The 16,728-nt window shown below is 71.3% G+C and carries 18 protein-coding genes; 14 read left to right on the top strand and 4 right to left on the bottom strand.

All coding sequences use genetic code 11. The features are described 5' to 3' along the window. The first annotated feature begins 72 nt into the window (after positions 1–72). Complete coding sequence (locus tag OU416_RS10565) at positions 73–675, top strand: helix-turn-helix domain-containing protein (RefSeq protein WP_270926698.1); 603 nt, start codon at positions 73–75, stop codon at positions 673–675. Here OU416_RS10565 and OU416_RS10560 read toward each other — a convergent pair. Next, a complete protein-coding gene (locus OU416_RS10560) occupies positions 659–1,723 on the bottom strand; it encodes a DUF2855 family protein (RefSeq protein ID WP_270926697.1) in 1,065 nt (354 codons plus the stop codon). The genes OU416_RS10565 and OU416_RS10560 overlap by 17 nt on opposite strands. Positions 1,724–1,855: 132 nt before the next feature. Here OU416_RS10560 and OU416_RS10555 point away from each other — a divergent pair, with 132 nt between their 5' ends. The 9 genes from OU416_RS10555 to OU416_RS10515 all read left to right on the top strand — a co-directional run bounded on the left by OU416_RS10555 (position 1,856) and on the right by OU416_RS10515 (position 10,226). After that, positions 1,856–3,034, top strand: a complete 1,179-nt coding sequence (locus tag OU416_RS10555; protein WP_270926696.1) for an NAD(P)/FAD-dependent oxidoreductase — start codon at positions 1,856–1,858, stop codon at positions 3,032–3,034. An 11-nt stretch (positions 3,035–3,045) separates the two neighbouring features. Continuing rightward, the gene (locus OU416_RS10550) at positions 3,046–3,357 is read left to right on the top strand and encodes a (2Fe-2S)-binding protein (protein ID WP_270926720.1); all 312 of its coding nucleotides are present in this window, start codon (positions 3,046–3,048) and stop codon (positions 3,355–3,357) included. Beyond that, the gene (locus OU416_RS10545) at positions 3,354–4,742 is read left to right on the top strand and encodes an FAD-dependent oxidoreductase (protein WP_270926695.1); all 1,389 of its coding nucleotides are present in this window, start codon (positions 3,354–3,356) and stop codon (positions 4,740–4,742) included. Before OU416_RS10550 ends, OU416_RS10545 begins: the two co-directional genes overlap by 4 nt. Continuing rightward, positions 4,742–5,653: a dihydrodipicolinate synthase family protein gene (locus OU416_RS10540; protein WP_270926694.1), complete on the top strand. Its 912-nt coding sequence runs from the start codon at positions 4,742–4,744 to the stop codon at positions 5,651–5,653. The genes OU416_RS10545 and OU416_RS10540 overlap by 1 nt, the downstream gene beginning before the upstream one ends. After that, the gene (locus OU416_RS10535; protein WP_270926693.1) at positions 5,653–6,654 is read left to right on the top strand and encodes a proline racemase family protein; all 1,002 of its coding nucleotides are present in this window, start codon (positions 5,653–5,655) and stop codon (positions 6,652–6,654) included. Before OU416_RS10540 ends, OU416_RS10535 begins: the two co-directional genes overlap by 1 nt. Before the next feature lie 118 nt (positions 6,655–6,772). Next, positions 6,773–7,276 carry a hypothetical protein gene (locus tag OU416_RS10530; RefSeq protein ID WP_270926692.1) on the top strand — a complete coding sequence of 168 codons (504 nt, stop codon included), beginning with the start codon at positions 6,773–6,775 and terminating at the stop codon, positions 7,274–7,276. A 57-nt stretch (positions 7,277–7,333) separates the two neighbouring features. Beyond that, positions 7,334–7,864, top strand: a complete 531-nt coding sequence (locus OU416_RS10525) for a GNAT family N-acetyltransferase (RefSeq protein ID WP_270926691.1) — start codon at positions 7,334–7,336, stop codon at positions 7,862–7,864. A gap of 71 nt (positions 7,865–7,935) precedes the next feature. Continuing rightward, positions 7,936–8,526 (top strand): TetR/AcrR family transcriptional regulator, encoded by a 591-nt coding sequence (locus OU416_RS10520; protein WP_270926690.1) that lies wholly within the window; start codon positions 7,936–7,938, stop codon positions 8,524–8,526. Between the two features lie 38 nt (positions 8,527–8,564). After that, positions 8,565–10,226, top strand: coding sequence for an ABC-F family ATP-binding cassette domain-containing protein (locus OU416_RS10515; protein WP_270926689.1), 1,662 nt, complete (start codon positions 8,565–8,567; stop codon positions 10,224–10,226). Positions 10,227–10,676: 450 nt separating this feature from the next. Here the strand turns inward: OU416_RS10515 and OU416_RS10510 are convergent, their stop codons facing one another. Beyond that, positions 10,677–10,916 carry a hypothetical protein gene (locus OU416_RS10510; RefSeq protein ID WP_270926688.1) on the bottom strand — a complete coding sequence of 80 codons (240 nt, stop codon included), beginning with the start codon at positions 10,914–10,916 and terminating at the stop codon, positions 10,677–10,679. A 418-nt stretch (positions 10,917–11,334) separates the two neighbouring features. Between OU416_RS10510 and OU416_RS10505 the strand changes: the two genes are divergently transcribed. Together OU416_RS10505 and OU416_RS10500 are read left to right on the top strand one after the other, a co-directional pair. Next, the gene (locus OU416_RS10505; RefSeq protein ID WP_270926687.1) at positions 11,335–12,183 is read left to right on the top strand and encodes a helix-turn-helix domain-containing protein; all 849 of its coding nucleotides are present in this window, start codon (positions 11,335–11,337) and stop codon (positions 12,181–12,183) included. Continuing rightward, positions 12,180–12,353: a DUF397 domain-containing protein gene (locus OU416_RS10500; protein WP_270926686.1), complete on the top strand. Its 174-nt coding sequence runs from the start codon at positions 12,180–12,182 to the stop codon at positions 12,351–12,353. The genes OU416_RS10505 and OU416_RS10500 overlap by 4 nt, the downstream gene beginning before the upstream one ends. Before the next feature lie 158 nt (positions 12,354–12,511). On the opposite strand, the gene OU416_RS10495 is transcribed toward OU416_RS10500, so the two are convergent. Then, positions 12,512–13,564, bottom strand: coding sequence for a Glu/Leu/Phe/Val dehydrogenase family protein (locus tag OU416_RS10495; RefSeq protein WP_270926685.1), 1,053 nt, complete (start codon positions 13,562–13,564; stop codon positions 12,512–12,514). Between the two features lie 79 nt (positions 13,565–13,643). Between OU416_RS10495 and OU416_RS10490 the strand changes: the two genes are divergently transcribed. Beyond that, positions 13,644–14,114 (top strand): Lrp/AsnC family transcriptional regulator, encoded by a 471-nt coding sequence (locus tag OU416_RS10490; protein WP_270926684.1) that lies wholly within the window; start codon positions 13,644–13,646, stop codon positions 14,112–14,114. A 13-nt stretch (positions 14,115–14,127) separates the two neighbouring features. Here OU416_RS10490 and OU416_RS10485 read toward each other — a convergent pair whose 3' ends face one another. Then, positions 14,128–15,759, bottom strand: coding sequence for a class I adenylate-forming enzyme family protein (locus tag OU416_RS10485; RefSeq protein ID WP_270926683.1), 1,632 nt, complete (start codon positions 15,757–15,759; stop codon positions 14,128–14,130). A 203-nt stretch (positions 15,760–15,962) separates the two neighbouring features. Here OU416_RS10485 and OU416_RS10480 point away from each other — a divergent pair, with 203 nt between their 5' ends. Beyond that, complete coding sequence (locus OU416_RS10480) at positions 15,963–16,712, top strand: SDR family NAD(P)-dependent oxidoreductase (RefSeq protein WP_270926682.1); 750 nt, start codon at positions 15,963–15,965, stop codon at positions 16,710–16,712. The last annotated feature ends 16 nt before the right edge of the window (positions 16,713–16,728 follow it).

Genomic DNA, 16,728 nt, shown 5'->3' with positions numbered 1-16,728 from the left:
AAGGGTAGGACGGGTGATGTGGCACGCCGATCGGGTGCGGCGGATAGTCTGCCTGCTGGAGGGAGGTGCCGGATGGCGCAGCTGGAGGCGGTGGGGGTGCTGGCGGCGAATCTGCGCGCGTTGCGCGCCGACCAGGGGCTGTCGCTGTCCGAGGTGGCGCGGCGCTCCGGCATCGCCAAGGGCACGCTGTCCCAGCTGGAGTCCGGGGTCGGCAACCCGACGATCCAGACGGTGTTCAGTTTGTCGAACGCTCTGCAGGTGCCGGTGTCGACCCTGCTGACCGAGCGGACCGCACCCGACGTGGTGCTGGTGCGCTCGGCCGGGCTGGAGGTGCTCAGCAGCAACGCCGTGGACCTGCGCATGCTGCGCCGCCTCGACCTGGCCTCGGCGGTGCTGGAGGTCTACGACCAGCGGGTGCGACCGGGCGAAGTCCAGCACTCGCACGGGCATCCGGGCCGCGAGCACGTCGTGGTCACCGAGGGAACGCTGCGGGTCGGCCCGGCGGAGGCGCCGCACGAGCTGGGGCCGGGGGACTACGTCTGCTTCCCGGCGCACGTCCCGCACACCTACGAGACGGTGGGCGGGCCGGTGACCTCGGTGCTGCTCCTGGAGTACCCGAGCGAGGCGGAGAGCCCGGCGCTCCGCCACCACCCGTCCGTCACGCCGGGACGATGATCGCCGCGGTCAACGGGTCGGCGTCCCCGCGCTCGATCCGCTGCCAGACGCTCCGGGCCTGATCGAGGCCGGTGGTCCGCTCCACGCCGAGGTGTTCTGCGGCCCAGGCCGCGAGCGATCCGCGGGCGGCCCGTTCGCGGGCCTCCATCTCCGGCTCGCCGATCCGGGCCGCGACCTCGATCCGGCGTGCTCCGACGTTGAACCTCTCGACGGGCGGCCCGGGCGGCGTGGCGGGCCCGGACGGGGTGGCGGTGTGCGTGACGCCGACTCCCACGCTGCGAACGAGGGCCGAGCCCAACGTCCGGTGCACCGCGGCCGTGACCGCCGGATTCCCGGCTATGTCGACGTAGACCGTGTCCGCGACCGCGGGGAGGTCGGCGATGTCGTCGTAGGGCAGGACGACGTCGAAGACGCCGGTGCGGGCGGCGATCCCGGTGCGCTCGGCCGCGGTCAGCCCGATGATCCGCGTCCCCGCCTCCCGCAGCACCACGGCGGTCGTGAGCGCGGTGCGGCTCGTGGCGCTGGAGAACACGACCTGAGCGGGACTCCGCTCGCCGAGGTCGTCGGCGAGGTGGGCCGCCGTCGGCGCCACTCCTGCCGTGACGGCGAGCTCCGCATCGCCGACGGAGTCGTCGATGCGGGTCAGGTCGCGGTAGAGCGGGTGCATGTCAGCGCGTTCCGGAGCGGTGGCGCGCAACCCGTCCGGCCGCGGCTCCGCCCGCACGAGCACGTGGGTGGCCATCGGGAGGAAACCGGTGAACAGCTCGCCGGGAGCTGCCAGCGCCGGGTCTCCGTCGACGATGCGCGCAGCGCCCCAGGCGGGCACTCGACCCCATTCGGGGGCCCGCGCCGGGAACGGGGCCCAGTAGCCGAGCTGCCTGCCGAAGCGGGCGTAGGTGAGGTTGTTCGACGTCAGCACGAAGCGCTCGACGCGGAGCAGAACGCTCCCCGATGCCGGGCGGGGCAGCGGGTCCGGTACCACCCGCTGGGTGTGCAGCGGGTCGCTGAGCAGGAACTCCAGGGCTCGGGAGGCCGGTGGTGAGGGCACGGGCCGATGCTACTCAGCCGGTCGGACGACGAGCCTCCGTCGCCGGAGCTCACCGGATGGCGGGCTTGACCGGGTTCGCGGCGGGGTTCTAACGTCGGGAGTGTTCATTTTAGTGAACGCTTGGTGGTGGGCATGGCTCAGTTCCCGGACGTCGTGGTGGTCGGAGCCGGCATCGTCGGGGCCGCCTGCGCGGAGGCGTTGAGCTCCGCAGGACTGGTCGTCCAGGTGCTCGACCGGCACGCGCCCGCGGCGGGCACCTCGGCGGCGGGCGAGGGCAACGTGCTGGTCTCGGACAAGCCGCCGGGAGCGGAGCTGCGGCTGGCACTGGCGAGCCGGGAGCGCTGGCCCGAACTGGCGGGCGCCCTGCGCGAAGAAGTCGGCGGCACAGCGGATTTCGAGTGGCAGGCCAAAGGCGGCGTCGTAGCCGCGACCACAGTGGACGATTCGGTCGCGCTGGAGGCGTTCGCGGCGGAGCAGCGCGCCGCCGGGGTCGATGCGCGGGTCCTGGCTCCTGACGATGCCTTCCAGCTCGAACCGCACCTGACGCGCGAAACCGCGCTCGCCGTGCACTACCCGCAGGACGCGCAGATCCAGCCGGTGCTGGCGGCGTCCGCGCTGCTCGCAGCCGTGCGCAAGCGCGGTGGAACCGTGCGGAGGGCAACCGCTTCCGGTGTGGAGCGCGGAGCCGATGGACGCGTGACCGGCGTGCGCACCGATCGCGGAGTTCTCCCTTGCGGCGCAGTGGTGAACGCGTGCGGGCCGTGGTCGGCGGAGTTCGCCCGCGCCTGCGGGGCTCCGATCGCGATCCACCCGCGCCGCGGCGTGGTCCTGGTGACGGCGCCGGTTCCGGCGGGCACCGTGCGGCACAAGGTCTACGACGCGGACTACGTCGGTGCGGTGGAGAGCGGCGACGCCGACCTGCAGACCTCGACGGTCGTGGAGAGCACCCGGGCGGGCACCGTGCTGATCGGGTCCAGCCGCGAGCGCATCGGCTTCGACGACACCATCCGGATCCACGTCCTGCGCGAGATCGCGCGCAAGGCCGCCGCGCTGTTCCCGGTCCTCGGCCGGGTGCCGGTGATGCGCGCCTACGGCGGTTTCCGCCCCTACGCCCCGGATCACCTCCCGGTGATCGGCGAGGACCCGCGCGTGCCGGGACTCTGGCACGCGACCGGCCACGAAGGCGCGGGTGTCGGCCTGGCGGCAGCCACCGGGCAGCTGCTCGCGGACCTGCTCACCGGCCGCACCCCGCAGGTCGACCCGGAACCGTTCCGGGCCGATCGTCCCGCATTGCTGGAGGAGGTCCCGTGAGCGGCCCGTACCTGGTCCCGGAGCGGGGAGATCCGGCCCGCCCGCAGCGCACCGCTGAGTTCAGCGTCGAGGTCGACGGGAAGCGGGTGGTCGCGAAGCCCGGTCAGACGGTGGCGGCGGTGTTGATGACGATTGGCCGCACTTCGTGGCACAGCACGCGGCAGCACGGGAAGCCACGCGGCCTGTTCTGCGGGATCGGTGTCTGCTTCGACTGCCTGCTGGTGGTGAACGAGGTGCCGGATGTCCGTGCGTGCCAACGGGTTGTGGCACCCGGTGATGTCATCCGCACCCAGCACGGGGCCGAACTGGGAGGTGATTCGTGAACGTCGTGGTCGTCGGCGGCGGTCCGGCCGGGATGAACGCCGCGGTGCAGGCCGCGCGCGGCGGTGCCGAGGTGGTGCTGGTGGACGGCGCCGAGCAGCTCGGCGGGCAGTTCCACCGCCAGCTGCCGACCGAGTTCGCGGCCCGGCGACCGGGGCGCATCCAGCACGGCCAGCGGATCTTCCGGTCCCTCCGGGAGGAGGTCCTCACCCATCCCCGCATCCGCCACCTGCCGCGCAGCCAGGTCTGGGCGCTGGAGGACGGCCAGGTGCACGTCCAAAGTGGACCATCAGATGCACCGGGGCGCGTTCCGCTCGCATTGCGCGCCGACGCGCTGGTGCTCGCGACCGGCGCGCACGACCGGGTGCTGCCGTTCCCCGGTTGGGACCTGCCCGGCGTGTTCAGCGCCGGTGCCGCGCAGGCGATGGCGAAGGGTCAGCGGATCGCGGTCGGCCGCCGGGCGCTGGTGGCGGGCACCGGCCCGTTCCTGCTGCCGGTGGCGGAGTCCCTGCTCGACGTCGGGACCGAGGTCCGAGCTGTGCTGGAAGCCGGGAACCCGCTCGCCTGGCTGCGCCACGCACCTGCCGCGCAGCTGAGCAAGCTCGGTGAGCTGGCGGGCTACGCGGCCAGGTTCGCTGGCCGGATTCCCTACCGCACCCGCACGGCGGTCGTCGCGGCGCACGGCGACGATCGGGTCCGCGAGGTCGAAGTGGCCGAAGTCGACGGAAGTTGGCGGGTGGTCACCGGTTCCGAGCGGCGGATCGAAGTGGACGCCCTGTGCGTCGGGCACGGGTTCGTGCCGCAGCTGGAGCTGGCGCTGGCCGCCCGGTGCCGGATCGCGGACGGGTTCGTCGCGGTCGACGCGGCGCAGCGCACTTCCACGCCTGGCGTGTTCGCCGCTGGCGAGCTGACCGGCATCGGCGGAGCGGATCTCGCTGCGGCGGAAGGAGCGGTTGCGGGCTCGGCCGCGGCCGTGCACGTCGGGACCGCCACCTGGGACGACGTCGAGCACCAGGTCCGCAGATCGCTCCGGGAGGTCCGCCGCGGCCGGGAATTCGCCCGCGCACTGGCCGCGGTGCACCCGATCGGCTCCGAGTGGTCGCGATGGCTGACGCCGGGCACGCTGATCTGCCGGTGCGAGGAAGTCCCGTACCGGGCACTGGAAACGGCGGTGCGGCAGCGAGGAGCGCGCAGCGCCCGGTCGCTGAAGCTGCTGTGCCGGGTCGGCCTCGGCCACTGCCAGGGCCGCATCTGCGGTCGCACCGCGACCGAACTCGCCGAGGGGCTGCTCGGCGCACCGCTGCCCGACCGCGACACCACCTCACGCCGGCCGATCGCAGCCCCGATCAGGCTCGAAGACCTGGCCCGAACCCCAGAGGAGCAATGATGATCAGTCATGACCTGGGCGGCGTCGTGGTGGCCACGGCGCTGCCCTACGCGGAGGACGCGTCAGCGCCGGGCGGTCTGCGCGTCGACTACGACCGCTACGCCGAGCACTGCCGGTGGGTGATCGACAATGGGTGCAGCGGTGTCGGCCCGAACGGATCGCTCGGCGAGTACTCCTCGCTGACGCCGGAAGAACGCCGCCAGGTCGCCCGCACCGCGATCGAAGCGGTGGGGGAGCGCGCCGCGGTCATCGTCGGCGTGCACGCGCCCAGCGCGCACGAAGCGCGGCACTGGGCGGAACTGGCGGCCGAGGACGGGGCGGACGGCGTGCTGTGCCTGCCACCGACGATCTACCGCGCGAACCGCGGTGAGATCCTGCACCACTTCGAGCAGGTCGCCGCGGCAGGGCTGTCGGTCATGGTCTACAACAACCCGATCGACACCAAGGTCGACCTCACCGCCGACCTGGTGCGCGAGATCGCGCAGATCGACGGCATCACCGCGATCAAGGAGTTCTCCGGAGACGTGCGGCGGGTGCTGGAGATCCGCGAGCGGGCACCGGGCCTCAACGTCGTGGCCGGCGCCGACGACGTGGTGCTGGAGTCGCTGCTGATGGGCGCGGGCGGCTGGTTCGCGGGCTTCCCGAACGTGTTTCCCGCCGAGTCCGTCGAGCTCTACGACCTCGCCCGCCGCGGCGAGGTGGCGGCCGCGCGGGCGCTCTACGAGCCGCTGGTGGCCGCGTTCCGCTGGGATTCGCGCACCGAGTTCGTGCAGGCGATCAAGCGCGGCATGGACATCGTCGGACGCCACGGCGGCCCGTGCCGCCCGCCGCGCGGTCCGCTGCCCGAGCAGATGCGCGCGCAGGTCGACGCCGACGTGCAGCGAGCCGTGCAGTACCTGAAGGAGCGGTGATGCGCGCGAATCGGTACTTCAGCGCGGTCGACTCGCACACCGAGGGCATGCCGACCAGGGTGATCACCGGCGGCGTCGGGGTGATCCCCGGTGCGACGATGGCCGAGAAGCGCCTGCACTTCCTGGCCGAGCTCGACCACGTGCGGGAGCTGCTGGTCAACGAGCCGCGCGGGCACTCGGCGATGAGCGGCGCGATCCTGCAGCCGCCGACCCGGCCCGACGCCGACTGGGGAGTGCTCTACATCGAGGTGTCCGGCTGCCTGCCGATGTGCGGGCACGGCACCATCGGCGTGGCCACCGTGCTGGTGGAGACCGGGATGGTGGAGGTGACCGAACCGGTCACCGAGGTGCGGCTGGACACCCCGGCGGGTCTGGTGCTGGCCGAGGTCGCGGTGCGCGACGGGCACGCCGAATCGGTGACCATCCGCAACGTGCCGTCCTTCGCCGTCGAACTCGACGCGGTGGTGGCCGTGCCCGGGCTCGGCGAGATCCGCTGCGACATCGCCTTCGGCGGCAACTTCTACGCGATCACCCCGCTGGCCGGTCTCGGCATCCCCTTCGACAAGGCGGAGAAGGGGCGAATGCTGGACGCGGGCCTGGCGATCATGGCCGCGATCAACGAGCAGCGCCGCCCGCAGCACCCGCTCGACGCGGGGATCGCCGGCTGCAAGCACGTGTACCTGGAAGCGCCGGGCAGCGACGCGGCGCACTCCCGCCACGCGATGGCGATCCACCCCGGCTGGTTCGACCGCTCTCCGTGCGGCACCGGCACTTCCGCGCGCATGGCGCAGCTGCACGCGCGCGGGCAGCTCGGCCTGAACACCGACTTCGTCAACGAATCCCTGATCGGAACGCGGTTCGTGGGCCGCCTGGTGGACACCGCGCAGGTCGGTGACCGGCCCGCGGTGATCCCGGCGATCACCGGCCGCGCCTGGATCACCGGCACGGCCCAGTACCTGCTCGACCCCACCGACCCGTTCCCCACCGGCTTCACCCTCTGAGCCCGGCCCCCGGGCGGGTGGAAGGTCAGGGTCGGGTCGGGGAGTTCCCGGGCCTGCCGCCGGAACCGGTGACCGAGGATCGGTTCCGATCTGCTCGAACCCACCGGGAGGTAATCCGTTGACCGCACTCGCCGCTGACAGACCTGCCCTGCGACCGGGTCCGTGGACCGCACCGCTGCTCGTGCTGACCGGCCTGGCATCGGTGATCTTCACCATCGGCACCGCGGTGCACGGGTTCCTCGTCGTCAACGAGCAGACCCTGCGCCAGATGATGGAACTGGCCGGGGTGGCACCGGAATCCGCGGCCGAGCAAGTGCCGGGGTTCCTGCTCGGGTTCCGGGCGGTGGGCTGCCTGTACGTGATCGGCAACGCGCTGGGCGTCCTGGCGCTGCGGCGGCGGCCGTCCCGCTGGCTGTTCTGGGTGGTGCTGGCGGTGAACGCGACCCAAGCGGCTGGTGTGGTGATGGTGCCGCCCGCGATGTTCACCGCGGCGCGGGAGACCTTCGGCGTGGTGGGAGTGCTGCCGTCCCTGGTCACCGATGCGGGTGCGGGTGTCCTGGCGCTGGTCCTGATCGTCGTTTCGATCTCCACCCGAGGGGCCTGGGGTCAGGTCCGGCGATGAACCCGGCGGCGCGGAAATCGGTCGCGGGTGCGGGCTGGCGCTGCCAGGGTGGTCCGCATGACCGACATCCGCGCCGCGCACACCGCAGACCTCGACCCCATCACGACCAAGGCCGTCCGGACCCTGCTCTGGGACGTCTTCGAGGAGATGCCCGAGCAGGACTGGGACCACTGCCTGGGCGGAATCCACGTGCTGGCGCGGGAAGGCGCGGAACTGATCGGGCACGCCTCGGTGGTCCAGCGGCAGCTGGTGCACGGCGGCCGGGCGCTGCGGGCCGGTTACGTCGAAGCGGTCGCGGTCCACGGCGACCACCGCCGCCGGGGGATCGGTGGCCTGATGATGGCGGAGATCGAGCGCGTCGTCCGCGGCGCCTACGACCTCGGGGCGTTGGGCGCGAGCGATGTGGGGGCGGCGATGTACGAGAGCCGCGGCTGGCAGCGCTGGCAGGGCCCGACCTCGGCGCTGACACCGGCCGGTGTCGAGCGAACGCCGGAGGAGGACGGCGGCGTCTTCGTCCTGCCGGTGGACGTGCCGCTGGACCTCACCGGCGAGATCACCTGCGACTACCGCGAAGGCGACCTCTGGTAGCTGCGACCTGGGCGGATACCGGCCGGAAAATGGTTCGCGGCGACTATCACGGGCGTGATAGCTTCCGCTGCATGAGCTCGTCAGCCGCCAGTTCGCCGAGGAAGCGGATCGTCGACGCCGTGTTCCGGCTCGTCGCCCGGGGCGGCGTCGCGGAGGCTTCGCTGCGCAAGGTCGCCGACGAGTCGGGGATCAACATCGGTTCGGTGCGGCACTACTTCGGCAACCACGAGGGCCTCATGGTCGCCGCAGCGGAGGAGGTCGGCGCGCGCATGGAGCGGCGGCTCAACGCCGCGCTGCCCGCGGCGGATGCCGAGCTGGACGCGGCCGGGCGGCGCGAGCTGGTGGAGGCGGCGTGCCACGCGGTGCTGCCGCTGGACCGCAGCGGCCGGGCGGAGCTGATCGTGCTGGTCGAGCTGATCACCGCGGCCCGGCTGCACCCGGAGTTCCGGTCGCTGTCCACGCGGATGGGCGCCGATCTCCGGACGGTGTTCCGGGAAGTGCTGGCGGTCGCCCGCGTTCCGGATGCCGAACTGGAGGCGGAGCGGCTCACCGCGCTGATCGGCGGGCTGACCTTCGACCTGGTGTACCCGCACGGGGCGCAAGACATCACGGTCACGTCGGACGTGCTGCGCCGCCACATCACCGCGCTGATCCCGGAATGACCTGACGAACTTCTGCGGAACTAGGGGGAACGACTGCCATGGGGCACGTTGAGGTGCAGAAGGTGCACTACGTCCTGCCGGACGGGCGGGTGCTGCTCGACGACGTCTCGTTCCGGGTGGGCGACGGCGCGAAGGCCGCGCTGGTCGGCCCGAACGGCGCGGGCAAGACGACGCTGCTGCGCCTGGTGTCCGGTGACCTCGCGCCGACCGAGGGCAGCATCGTCCGCTCCGGCGGGCTCGGCGTGATGCGCCAGTTCATCGGCCACGCCCGCGACGAGTCAACGGTGCGGGACCTGCTGGTCTCGCTGGCCCCGCCGAGGCTGCGCGCGGCGGCGGAGAAGCTGGAGCGGACCGAGAACCGGCTCATCGAGCAGGACGACGACGCGACGCAGCTGGCCTACGCCGAGGCGATCGCGGAGTACACCGACGCGGGCGGCTACGACGCGGAGGTGCTCTGGGACGTCTGCTGCACCGCCGCGATCGGCGTGCCCTACGACCGGGCGCGCTTCCGCGAGCTGCGCAAGCTCTCCGGCGGCCAGCAGAAGCGGCTTGCGCTGGAGGCGCTGCTGCGCGGCCCGGACCAGGTGCTGCTGCTCGACGAGCCGGACAACTACCTCGACGTGCCGGGCAAGCAGTGGCTGGAGGAGCAGATCCGGGACACGCCGAAGAGCGTGCTGTTCGTGACCCACGACCGGGAACTGCTGCACCGCACGGCGAACCGGATCGTGACGGTCGAGCTGGGCGCGGTGGGCAACCGGACCTGGGTGCACGGCGGAGGTTTCGCCACCTACGACCAGGCGCGCGAGGACCGGACGTCCAGGTTGGACGAACTCCGCCGCCGCTGGGACGAGGACCGGGCGAAGCTGGTGCGGCTGGTCCAGACGCTCAAGCAGAAGGCCTCGTACAACGACGGCATGTCCGCCCGCTACCAAGCGGCGCAGACCAGGCTGCGCAAGTTCGAGGAGGCGGGCCCGCCGGAAGCGGTGCCGCGCGAGCAGCGGGTGCAGGTCAAGCTCGCGGGCGGGCGCACCGGCAAGCGCGCGGTCGTCTGCGAGGACCTGGCGATGGACGGGCTGACCAAGTCGTTCACCAGCGAGATCCGCTACGGCGAGCGCATCGCGGTGCTGGGCGCCAACGGCACCGGCAAGTCGCACTTCCTGCGGCTGCTGGCCCGCGGCGGCAGCGACGACGTCGCGGTGCCGGACCAGGAAGCGCTGACCCCGGTGGCGCACACCGGCCTCGCGCGCCTGGGCGCGCGCGTGGTGCCGGGCATGTTCGCGCAGACCCACGAGCACCCGGAGTTCGCCGGGCGCACGCTGCTGGAACTGCTGATGGGCGGCGGAGAACGCCGCTCGGGCATGACCCGCGAGCAGGCCAGCCGCCTGCTCGCCCGCTACGACATCGTGCAAGCGGCCCAGCGGCCGTTCGACACGCTCTCCGGCGGCCAGCAGGCGCGGTTCCAGATCCTGCTCCTGGAGCTGGAAGGCGCGAACCTCCTGCTGCTCGACGAGCCCACCGACAACCTGGACCTGGTCTCGGCGGACGCCCTGCAAGTAGGCCTGGACGAGTTCGACGGAACGGTGGTCGCGGTGACCCACGACCGCTGGTTCGCCCGCTCCTTCGACCGCTTCCTGGTCTTCCACGCCGACGGCCGAGTCCGCGAGTCGGCCGAACCGGTGTGGCAGGAGGAGACCCGGTGACCGCGTGGGGCCGAACGCGGGCAACGCGCTTCGGCCGCGCCGGAGAAAGTTGGATTTGTGCAGCTCAGAGGCCATGTGTCCATTGACGCGCTGGTCGAACGGGTGTCTACTGAAAGTGCGGTTGAACGACTGAGAGCTCGGTCAGCCGGGGGCTGCAGAGGTGGCCCCGAATGGGATGCATCGTCCAACGCCAGGACGTTCGTAGTCCTGAGACCCGCCAGATCCTGAGGAGCAGGGCGGAGTTCAGAAGTGCGAAAGACGCTCGTTGAACTCGAGCAGGCGTCCCGGACTGAGGGTCTTCGCGGGAGCGGAGGCCCTCGGTTCACGCCTGGCCCCGGGGGCCGTGAGCTTTTCGAGGACGGGGCCCGGTAGCCGGGCCGGGTCGGGGCAGAGCCCGGCTACCGGGAGGACCGGCGCGCTGTCGGGGAGGGAGTCGACGCACCGGCCCGGTCAGGAGGTCTTCTGTCGCCCGGAGTCGGGCAGCGGCGCGGTGTCACCGGGCCATTCGCGCAGCCGGTGGCGGCCGGTGTACTCGGCGGCGCGTTCGGCCTCGACGTCGCCGATCAACCGCCACACGTCGTGGGAAGCATCGCCGGAAGCCCCGTGCTGCCGGTGGGACGACGGTAAGAGCAGCATCGCGAAGATGATGACGTTGATAGCAACGAGAGTCCCCAGCTGAAGCCAGAACACGATGCACCCTCCAATCGTCCGAAGTGGATTCTCAACGACCGGACCGCTTGACGCACCCCTGACCGCGAAGCCCCGCAGGCCCGCGCCGAGCGCTGCGGACCGGAACACCCGAGGAAGCCCGCTGGCAGACCCAGCAGCGCGGCCGAGTGGTGGTCGGATGCCCCACGGCGGCCCACATCACGACGGCCCCACAAGCCCCGCTCCCACCAGGCCGATCGACGAAGTGCGTCTCCAACGACCGCAACCCCGGCGAAGGCAACCACCGAGGCCAACTCTCAACACCGAACATCCGCTGCCTCCCTGGTTCTGATTGATCGCACTGGTTGCGTAGACACCAGCGTGGTTGGTTGCCGAGGTGCACCACCAGTGATCTAATCGGGTGGTCTGTTTGCGCAGGTCAACCGATAGGATGTGGTGCATGCCCGCAACCGCAGGTGCGCCGCGTGCCAGGGCACTGTCGGCAGCTCTCCGCGAAGCCCGGCTGACGAACGGCATGGGATCACGCGAGCTGGCAAGACATCTGGAGCTGTCGCACACCCAGATCTCGCACTGGGAGAACGGCCACCGCGTACCCAACGTCGAGAACGTCGCGATGATCCTCACCGCGCTGCGAATTTCACCGCGCGAACGCGAGAGAATCTTGGATCTGGCGCGGAACGTGGCCGAACCGAACTGGCTCACGGTCGGCATGAACGGCATTCCCCAGCAGCTGGCGGGCGTGGTCGAGTGCGAGCGCTCGGCCACATCCATCGTCGAGTGGTCCCCGATGGTGATCCCAGGCCTGCTTCAAACCTCGGACTACACCCGAGCGATCAAGGAAACGGGTGGTTTGCCGCAGACTGATGTCGAGCTGAGAGTCATGCTCGGCGCAAGTCGCCGTGAAGTGCTCACCGGCCGAGAACCCCTTCAGCTGCACGCGATGATCGGTGAACCCGCACTGCACGAGCCGATTGGTCCAGAGGGCGTGATGCTCGACCAGCTCAGGCACCTGGCGGAGATGGCGAAGCTCCCGAATGTCGTCGTGCAGTTCGTCCCGTTGCGGATCGGATGGCACCCGGGCTGGTCAGGTCCCTTCGTGCTCTACGAGTTCACGAACACCTCGCCGGTCGTTCACTTCGAACACCACAGCTCGGGAGCGTTCATCCCCACCGAGCACGACGTGGCTGAGTACAAGAAGGCAGTCGGATGGATCGGCCGCATCGCGATGGGTGAGGTGGAATCCCGGGATCTGATCGCCCAGACGATCTCCAGCCTGGAGGAGAAATGAACACCCGCAAGTGGCAGAAGTCCAGCTACTCCAACCTGAACGGAAACTGCGTGGAGTTATCCAACCCGCGCGGCTTGATCCGCGACTCGAAGGACCCCGACGGACCGCGCCTCGCGGTTGACGTCGCTGCTTTCCTCGGCGCTGTGAAGGCCGGGCGGTTCGAGCGGTGAGTGTGGTCGTGAGTGGGAAGTGGTGCTGGAGCCCTGTTTCGCGCTCACGACCCCTGTTCGGGTGAGGGGTGAAGGGCACCTTTCGCCGAGTATGTTGGTGGAAGGTGCCCTTCACCTGGGTGCGACCGCTTCGCGTCGTGATCGACTCGCGGTGGCGATCAGGCGTTGTGGGTGGGGGCGGTGGTGAGGCGGTGCTCGGCGATCTGCTGGGCGGTTCGGAGCGGTGTGGTGCCGGTCGAGCGCGCTAGGTCGAGGACTTGGGTCACTGTTTCGCCGATGGTTTCCACTCGCTCGTGGGCGGCTTCGTGGCTGTAGCCCTCCGCTTCCCGGCTGAGCACGTAGACGACGCCGCCCGCGCTGGCGACGTAGTCGGGGATCCAGACGATGCCTCGGTCCGCGAGGGCGTCCGCGACGGAGTCCTCGGTGAGCTGGTTGTTCGCCGGGCCGACGATCAGCGGGGCGGTGAGCCGGGGGACCGTCGACTCGCTGAGCACGCCGCCGATGGCGGCCGGGACGAGGACGTCGGCCGGTGCGGACAGGGCCTGCTCGGGTTCGACCCATCCGTAGCCGCTGGCCAGCGCGACGTCTTTGCGGGACTGGTCGACGTCCGACACCGCGACGTGCGCTCCCTCGGCGGCCAGGCCCGCTGCGATACCGCTGCCGACCGAACCGAATCCGCTGATGATCACCCTTCGGCCGGTGCAGGAGGCGTCGCCGAACACGTGCCGGGCGCCGGCGCGCAGGGCAGCGAGGACACCGGTGGCGGTGGGGCCGCCGGAACTGCCGATCCCGCCGTGCTCCTCGGGCGCGCAGTAGGCGTGCGGCGAGAAGCGCCGCAGCACCGCCATGTCCTCCGGACCCGTGCCGACGTCGGGGCCCGCGCGGTACGACCCCTGGAAGGAAGCGACCAGCTCGCCCAAGTCCTCGAGCGCCGCTTGCCGCAGGTCCGCGGTGAGCTCGGTTTCCCGGTCGAGGGCGATCACGCTCTTGCCGCCTCCGAAGTCGAGCCCGGCCACCGCGGCCTTGTACGTCATGGCCTCCGACAGGCGCAGCGCATCGGCCAGTCCGTCCTGCCAGGTGTCGTAGCGGCGCAGTCGGCAGCCGCCGGCTGCCGGTCCCAGTTCCCGGGAGTGGACGGCGACGATCAGGGGCAGCTCGGAGCGGCTGCCGCGCCGCACGACGACCTCTTGGTGCGCGAATGCTCGGCTCATGCCTCTGAAGCTAGGCTGATGTGCGGAGCATTCGGCTCTGCGCCGAATGAAATTCAGCGGCCGAGTTCGGGGGGTAGTCGTGGATGAACTTGATTCGGCGATCGTGCGCCATCTGCAGGCAGATGGCCGGCAGTCCAACCGGGCCCTCGCCGAGAAGCTCGGCATCGCACCGTCCACCTGCCTCGAACGCACCAGGCTCCTGCACAAGCGCGGCATCATCCGCGGGTACCGGGCCGAGGTGTCGTTGCGCGCGCTCAACCGCTCGGTCCAGGCGATGGTGTTCACCCAGGTCCGGCCGCTGCGCCGGGACGTCGTCACCGCCTTCGAGCAGTCGGTGACGCAGCTGCCCGAAGTCGTCTCCGTCTACACGATGGCCGGCAGCGACGACTTCCTCGTCCACGTCACGGCCCAGGACATCGACCACCTGCACGCCTTCCTGCTGGACCAGTTCACCAACCGCCGCGAGATCGTCAGCTTCCGCACCTCGATCATCTACCAGCACCTCACCAACCCGGTGCTCGACGCCCTGCCCGGGCGGGAAGACGCGTGAGCGGGAGGCGGCATCAGCCGGTGGTGCGGACCTCGGTCCGGATCACCTTGCCGGTGGCGTTGCGGGGGAGCGGGTCCTGCGTGATCCGCCACCGGGACGGGACTTTGAAGTGCGCGAGCTGCTCCCGGGCGTAGTCGTGCAGCTGCTGCTCGGTGAGGGCGCTCCCGGTTGCGATGACCACGACCGCGAACACCTCCTGGCCGAGGTCCGAGTGGGGGACGCCCAGCACGGCGCACTCCTGGACCTCGGGGTGCTCGGCGAGCACGCCCTCGACCTCCGCGGGGTAGACGTTCTCCCCGCCGCGGATGATCAGGTCCGAGCGGCGGCTGCTCAGCCGGAGCCTGCCCTGCTCGACGACGCCGATGTCACCGGTGTGCAGCCAGCGGTCTTCGCGGACGGTGTCGGCGGTGGCCCGCGGGTCGTTCCAGTAGCCGAGCATGTTGTAGGCGCTGCGGACGCACACCTCGCCCTCCTCACCGTCGGGCAGGGGTGTGCCGAGCGGATCGCGGATCTCCAGCTGCACACCCGCGATCGGTCGTCCGAGCGTCTCCGGGGCTTCTGCCAGGTCGGCGGGTGATGCCGCGGTGAGCGCGGTGCACGTCTCGGTCATCCCGTAGCTGTCCACCAGGGACTTCTCCGCCACCGGCAGCCGCTCCCGCAGCCGCTGCTTGAACGCGGCCGACGACGGTGCGGAGGCCAGCGAGAAGGTGGTGAGCGACGACAGGTCGTACTGCGAGATGTCGCCGTGCTCGAGGATCCGGTGCGCCTGGGTCGGCACGGCACCCCAGTTGGTCACCCGCTCGCGCGCCACCAGGCCCAGCACCCGGTCCACGTCGAAAGCGCCCTGGTGCATGACCACGGTGCTGCCGGTGGCCAGCCGCGGCACGGCGAGGTTGTGCAGGCAGGCGATGTGGAAGAGGGGCAGCGCCAGCAGGTACCGCCGGTTTCGCGGGTCGATCGGATCGCCGTGGGCCGCGGCGAGGGCGTCGTTCATGCGGTGGTACTCGACGACCGAGCACACGTTGCGGTGCGAGTGGACCGCGCCTTTGGGGCGTCCGGAGGTTCCGCTGGTGAACAGGATGATCGCGGGATCGTCCTCGGCGACGTCCACGGCGGGCATCGGTGCCCTCGCGTACCGCTGGGCCAGCTCGTCGACCTGCTCCAGCGGGAGCAGCGCAACGGGCGAGCCGGTCAGCAGCGCGGCTCGCTTGGCGTCGGCGACGATCAGGGCCGGTTCGGTCAGCCGCACGCCGTGGTCGAGCTCGCGGGCCGACCACCAGGCGTTGCAGCCGACCGCGACGGCACCGACGGACATCGCCGCCCAGAACGCGAGGATCCACTCCGGTGCGTTGGCGGCCGCGATCGCGACCCGGTCGCCCTTGCCGACGCCGTACTCCTCGCGCAGCGCCGTGGCCAGCGCGGCGACCTGGTCGGCGTGCTGGCGGAAGGAGATCCTCCGGTCCGCGGTCACGATGTAGTCGCGGTCGCCGTGGCGGGCGGAGGCGGTGACGAGCTCGGCCAGCGACCTCGCGCGGTTGCGGAACACCGGGAGCCGGGTGCCGAGCACGTCCTGCTCCACGAGTTCGAATTCGCCACCGGGGCCGGTCAGAGCGGGGGCGGCGGTGCCCGGATCGATCGTGCTCATGTGCTGGCGTTCCTCCTGCTGCTGGCCGGGAATCTGCGCGGCACAGCGTGCGGCACCGGACGGCGGCGAGCGGCGTCCGTTTCCGTTCATCGGGACCCGCGCTCGGCCGCGTTCCCGCTGAGCGGGACAGCGCGCTCGGCGTTCCCGCGATCACACCACTGTTGCGGGCGGACGGGAAGCGCACGGCGATCGGGAGGTGCTGCATGCGGGGCAAGGTCGCGCTGATCACGGGAGCAGGGCAGGGCGTCGGGCAGGGCATCGCGCTCGCGCTGGCCGGGGAGGGGGTGGCGGTGGCGGTGGCGGGGCGCACCGAGGCGAAGCTCAACGCCACCTGCGAGCTGATCCGGGAACGCGGCGGCCGGGCCGAGCCGTTCCCGGTCGACGTGGCCGACACCGGCGCCGTGCCAGCCGTGGTCGAGCAGGTCGTGGGTGCGCTGGGCGGCATCGACGTCCTGGTCAACAACGCCTACACCGGGGCTTACGGCCCGCTGCTGAGCATGAGCGATGAGGACTTCCAGCGAGGTTTCCGCACCGCGCCGTTCGCCGCGTTCGCGTTCATGAAGGCGTGCCACCCGCACCTGAAGGCCCGCGGCGGCTCGATCATCAACCTGGTGACCTCCGCGATGGTGCGGTGGGACACCTCGACCTACGGCGCCTACGCCGCGGCCAAGCAGGCGCTGAAGTCGCTGACCAGGACCGCGGCGGCGGAGTGGGGCCGGGACGGGATCCGGGTGAACGCGATCGCACCGCACGCCCTGTCGCCGGGGCTCAAGGCCTGGACCGAGCACAACCCGGAGGAGGCCGCCGAGTTCGTCGCGTCCATCCCGCTGGGCCGCATCGGTGACTGCGAGGCCGACATCGGGCGCGCCGTCGTCGCCCTGGTCGGCCCGGACCTCGGCTACCTGACCGGGGCCACCGTGCCGCTGGACGGCGGGCAGGCCTTCTTCGGCTGACCTCCCGATGAGCGGG

The sequence above is a fragment of the Saccharopolyspora indica genome (assembly GCF_027853965.1).
Taxonomy (GTDB): Bacteria; Actinomycetota; Actinomycetes; order Mycobacteriales; family Pseudonocardiaceae; genus Saccharopolyspora; species Saccharopolyspora indica.
The sequence above is the reverse complement of the archived record's forward strand: the minus strand, read 5'-3'. Positions and strand labels throughout refer to the sequence as shown.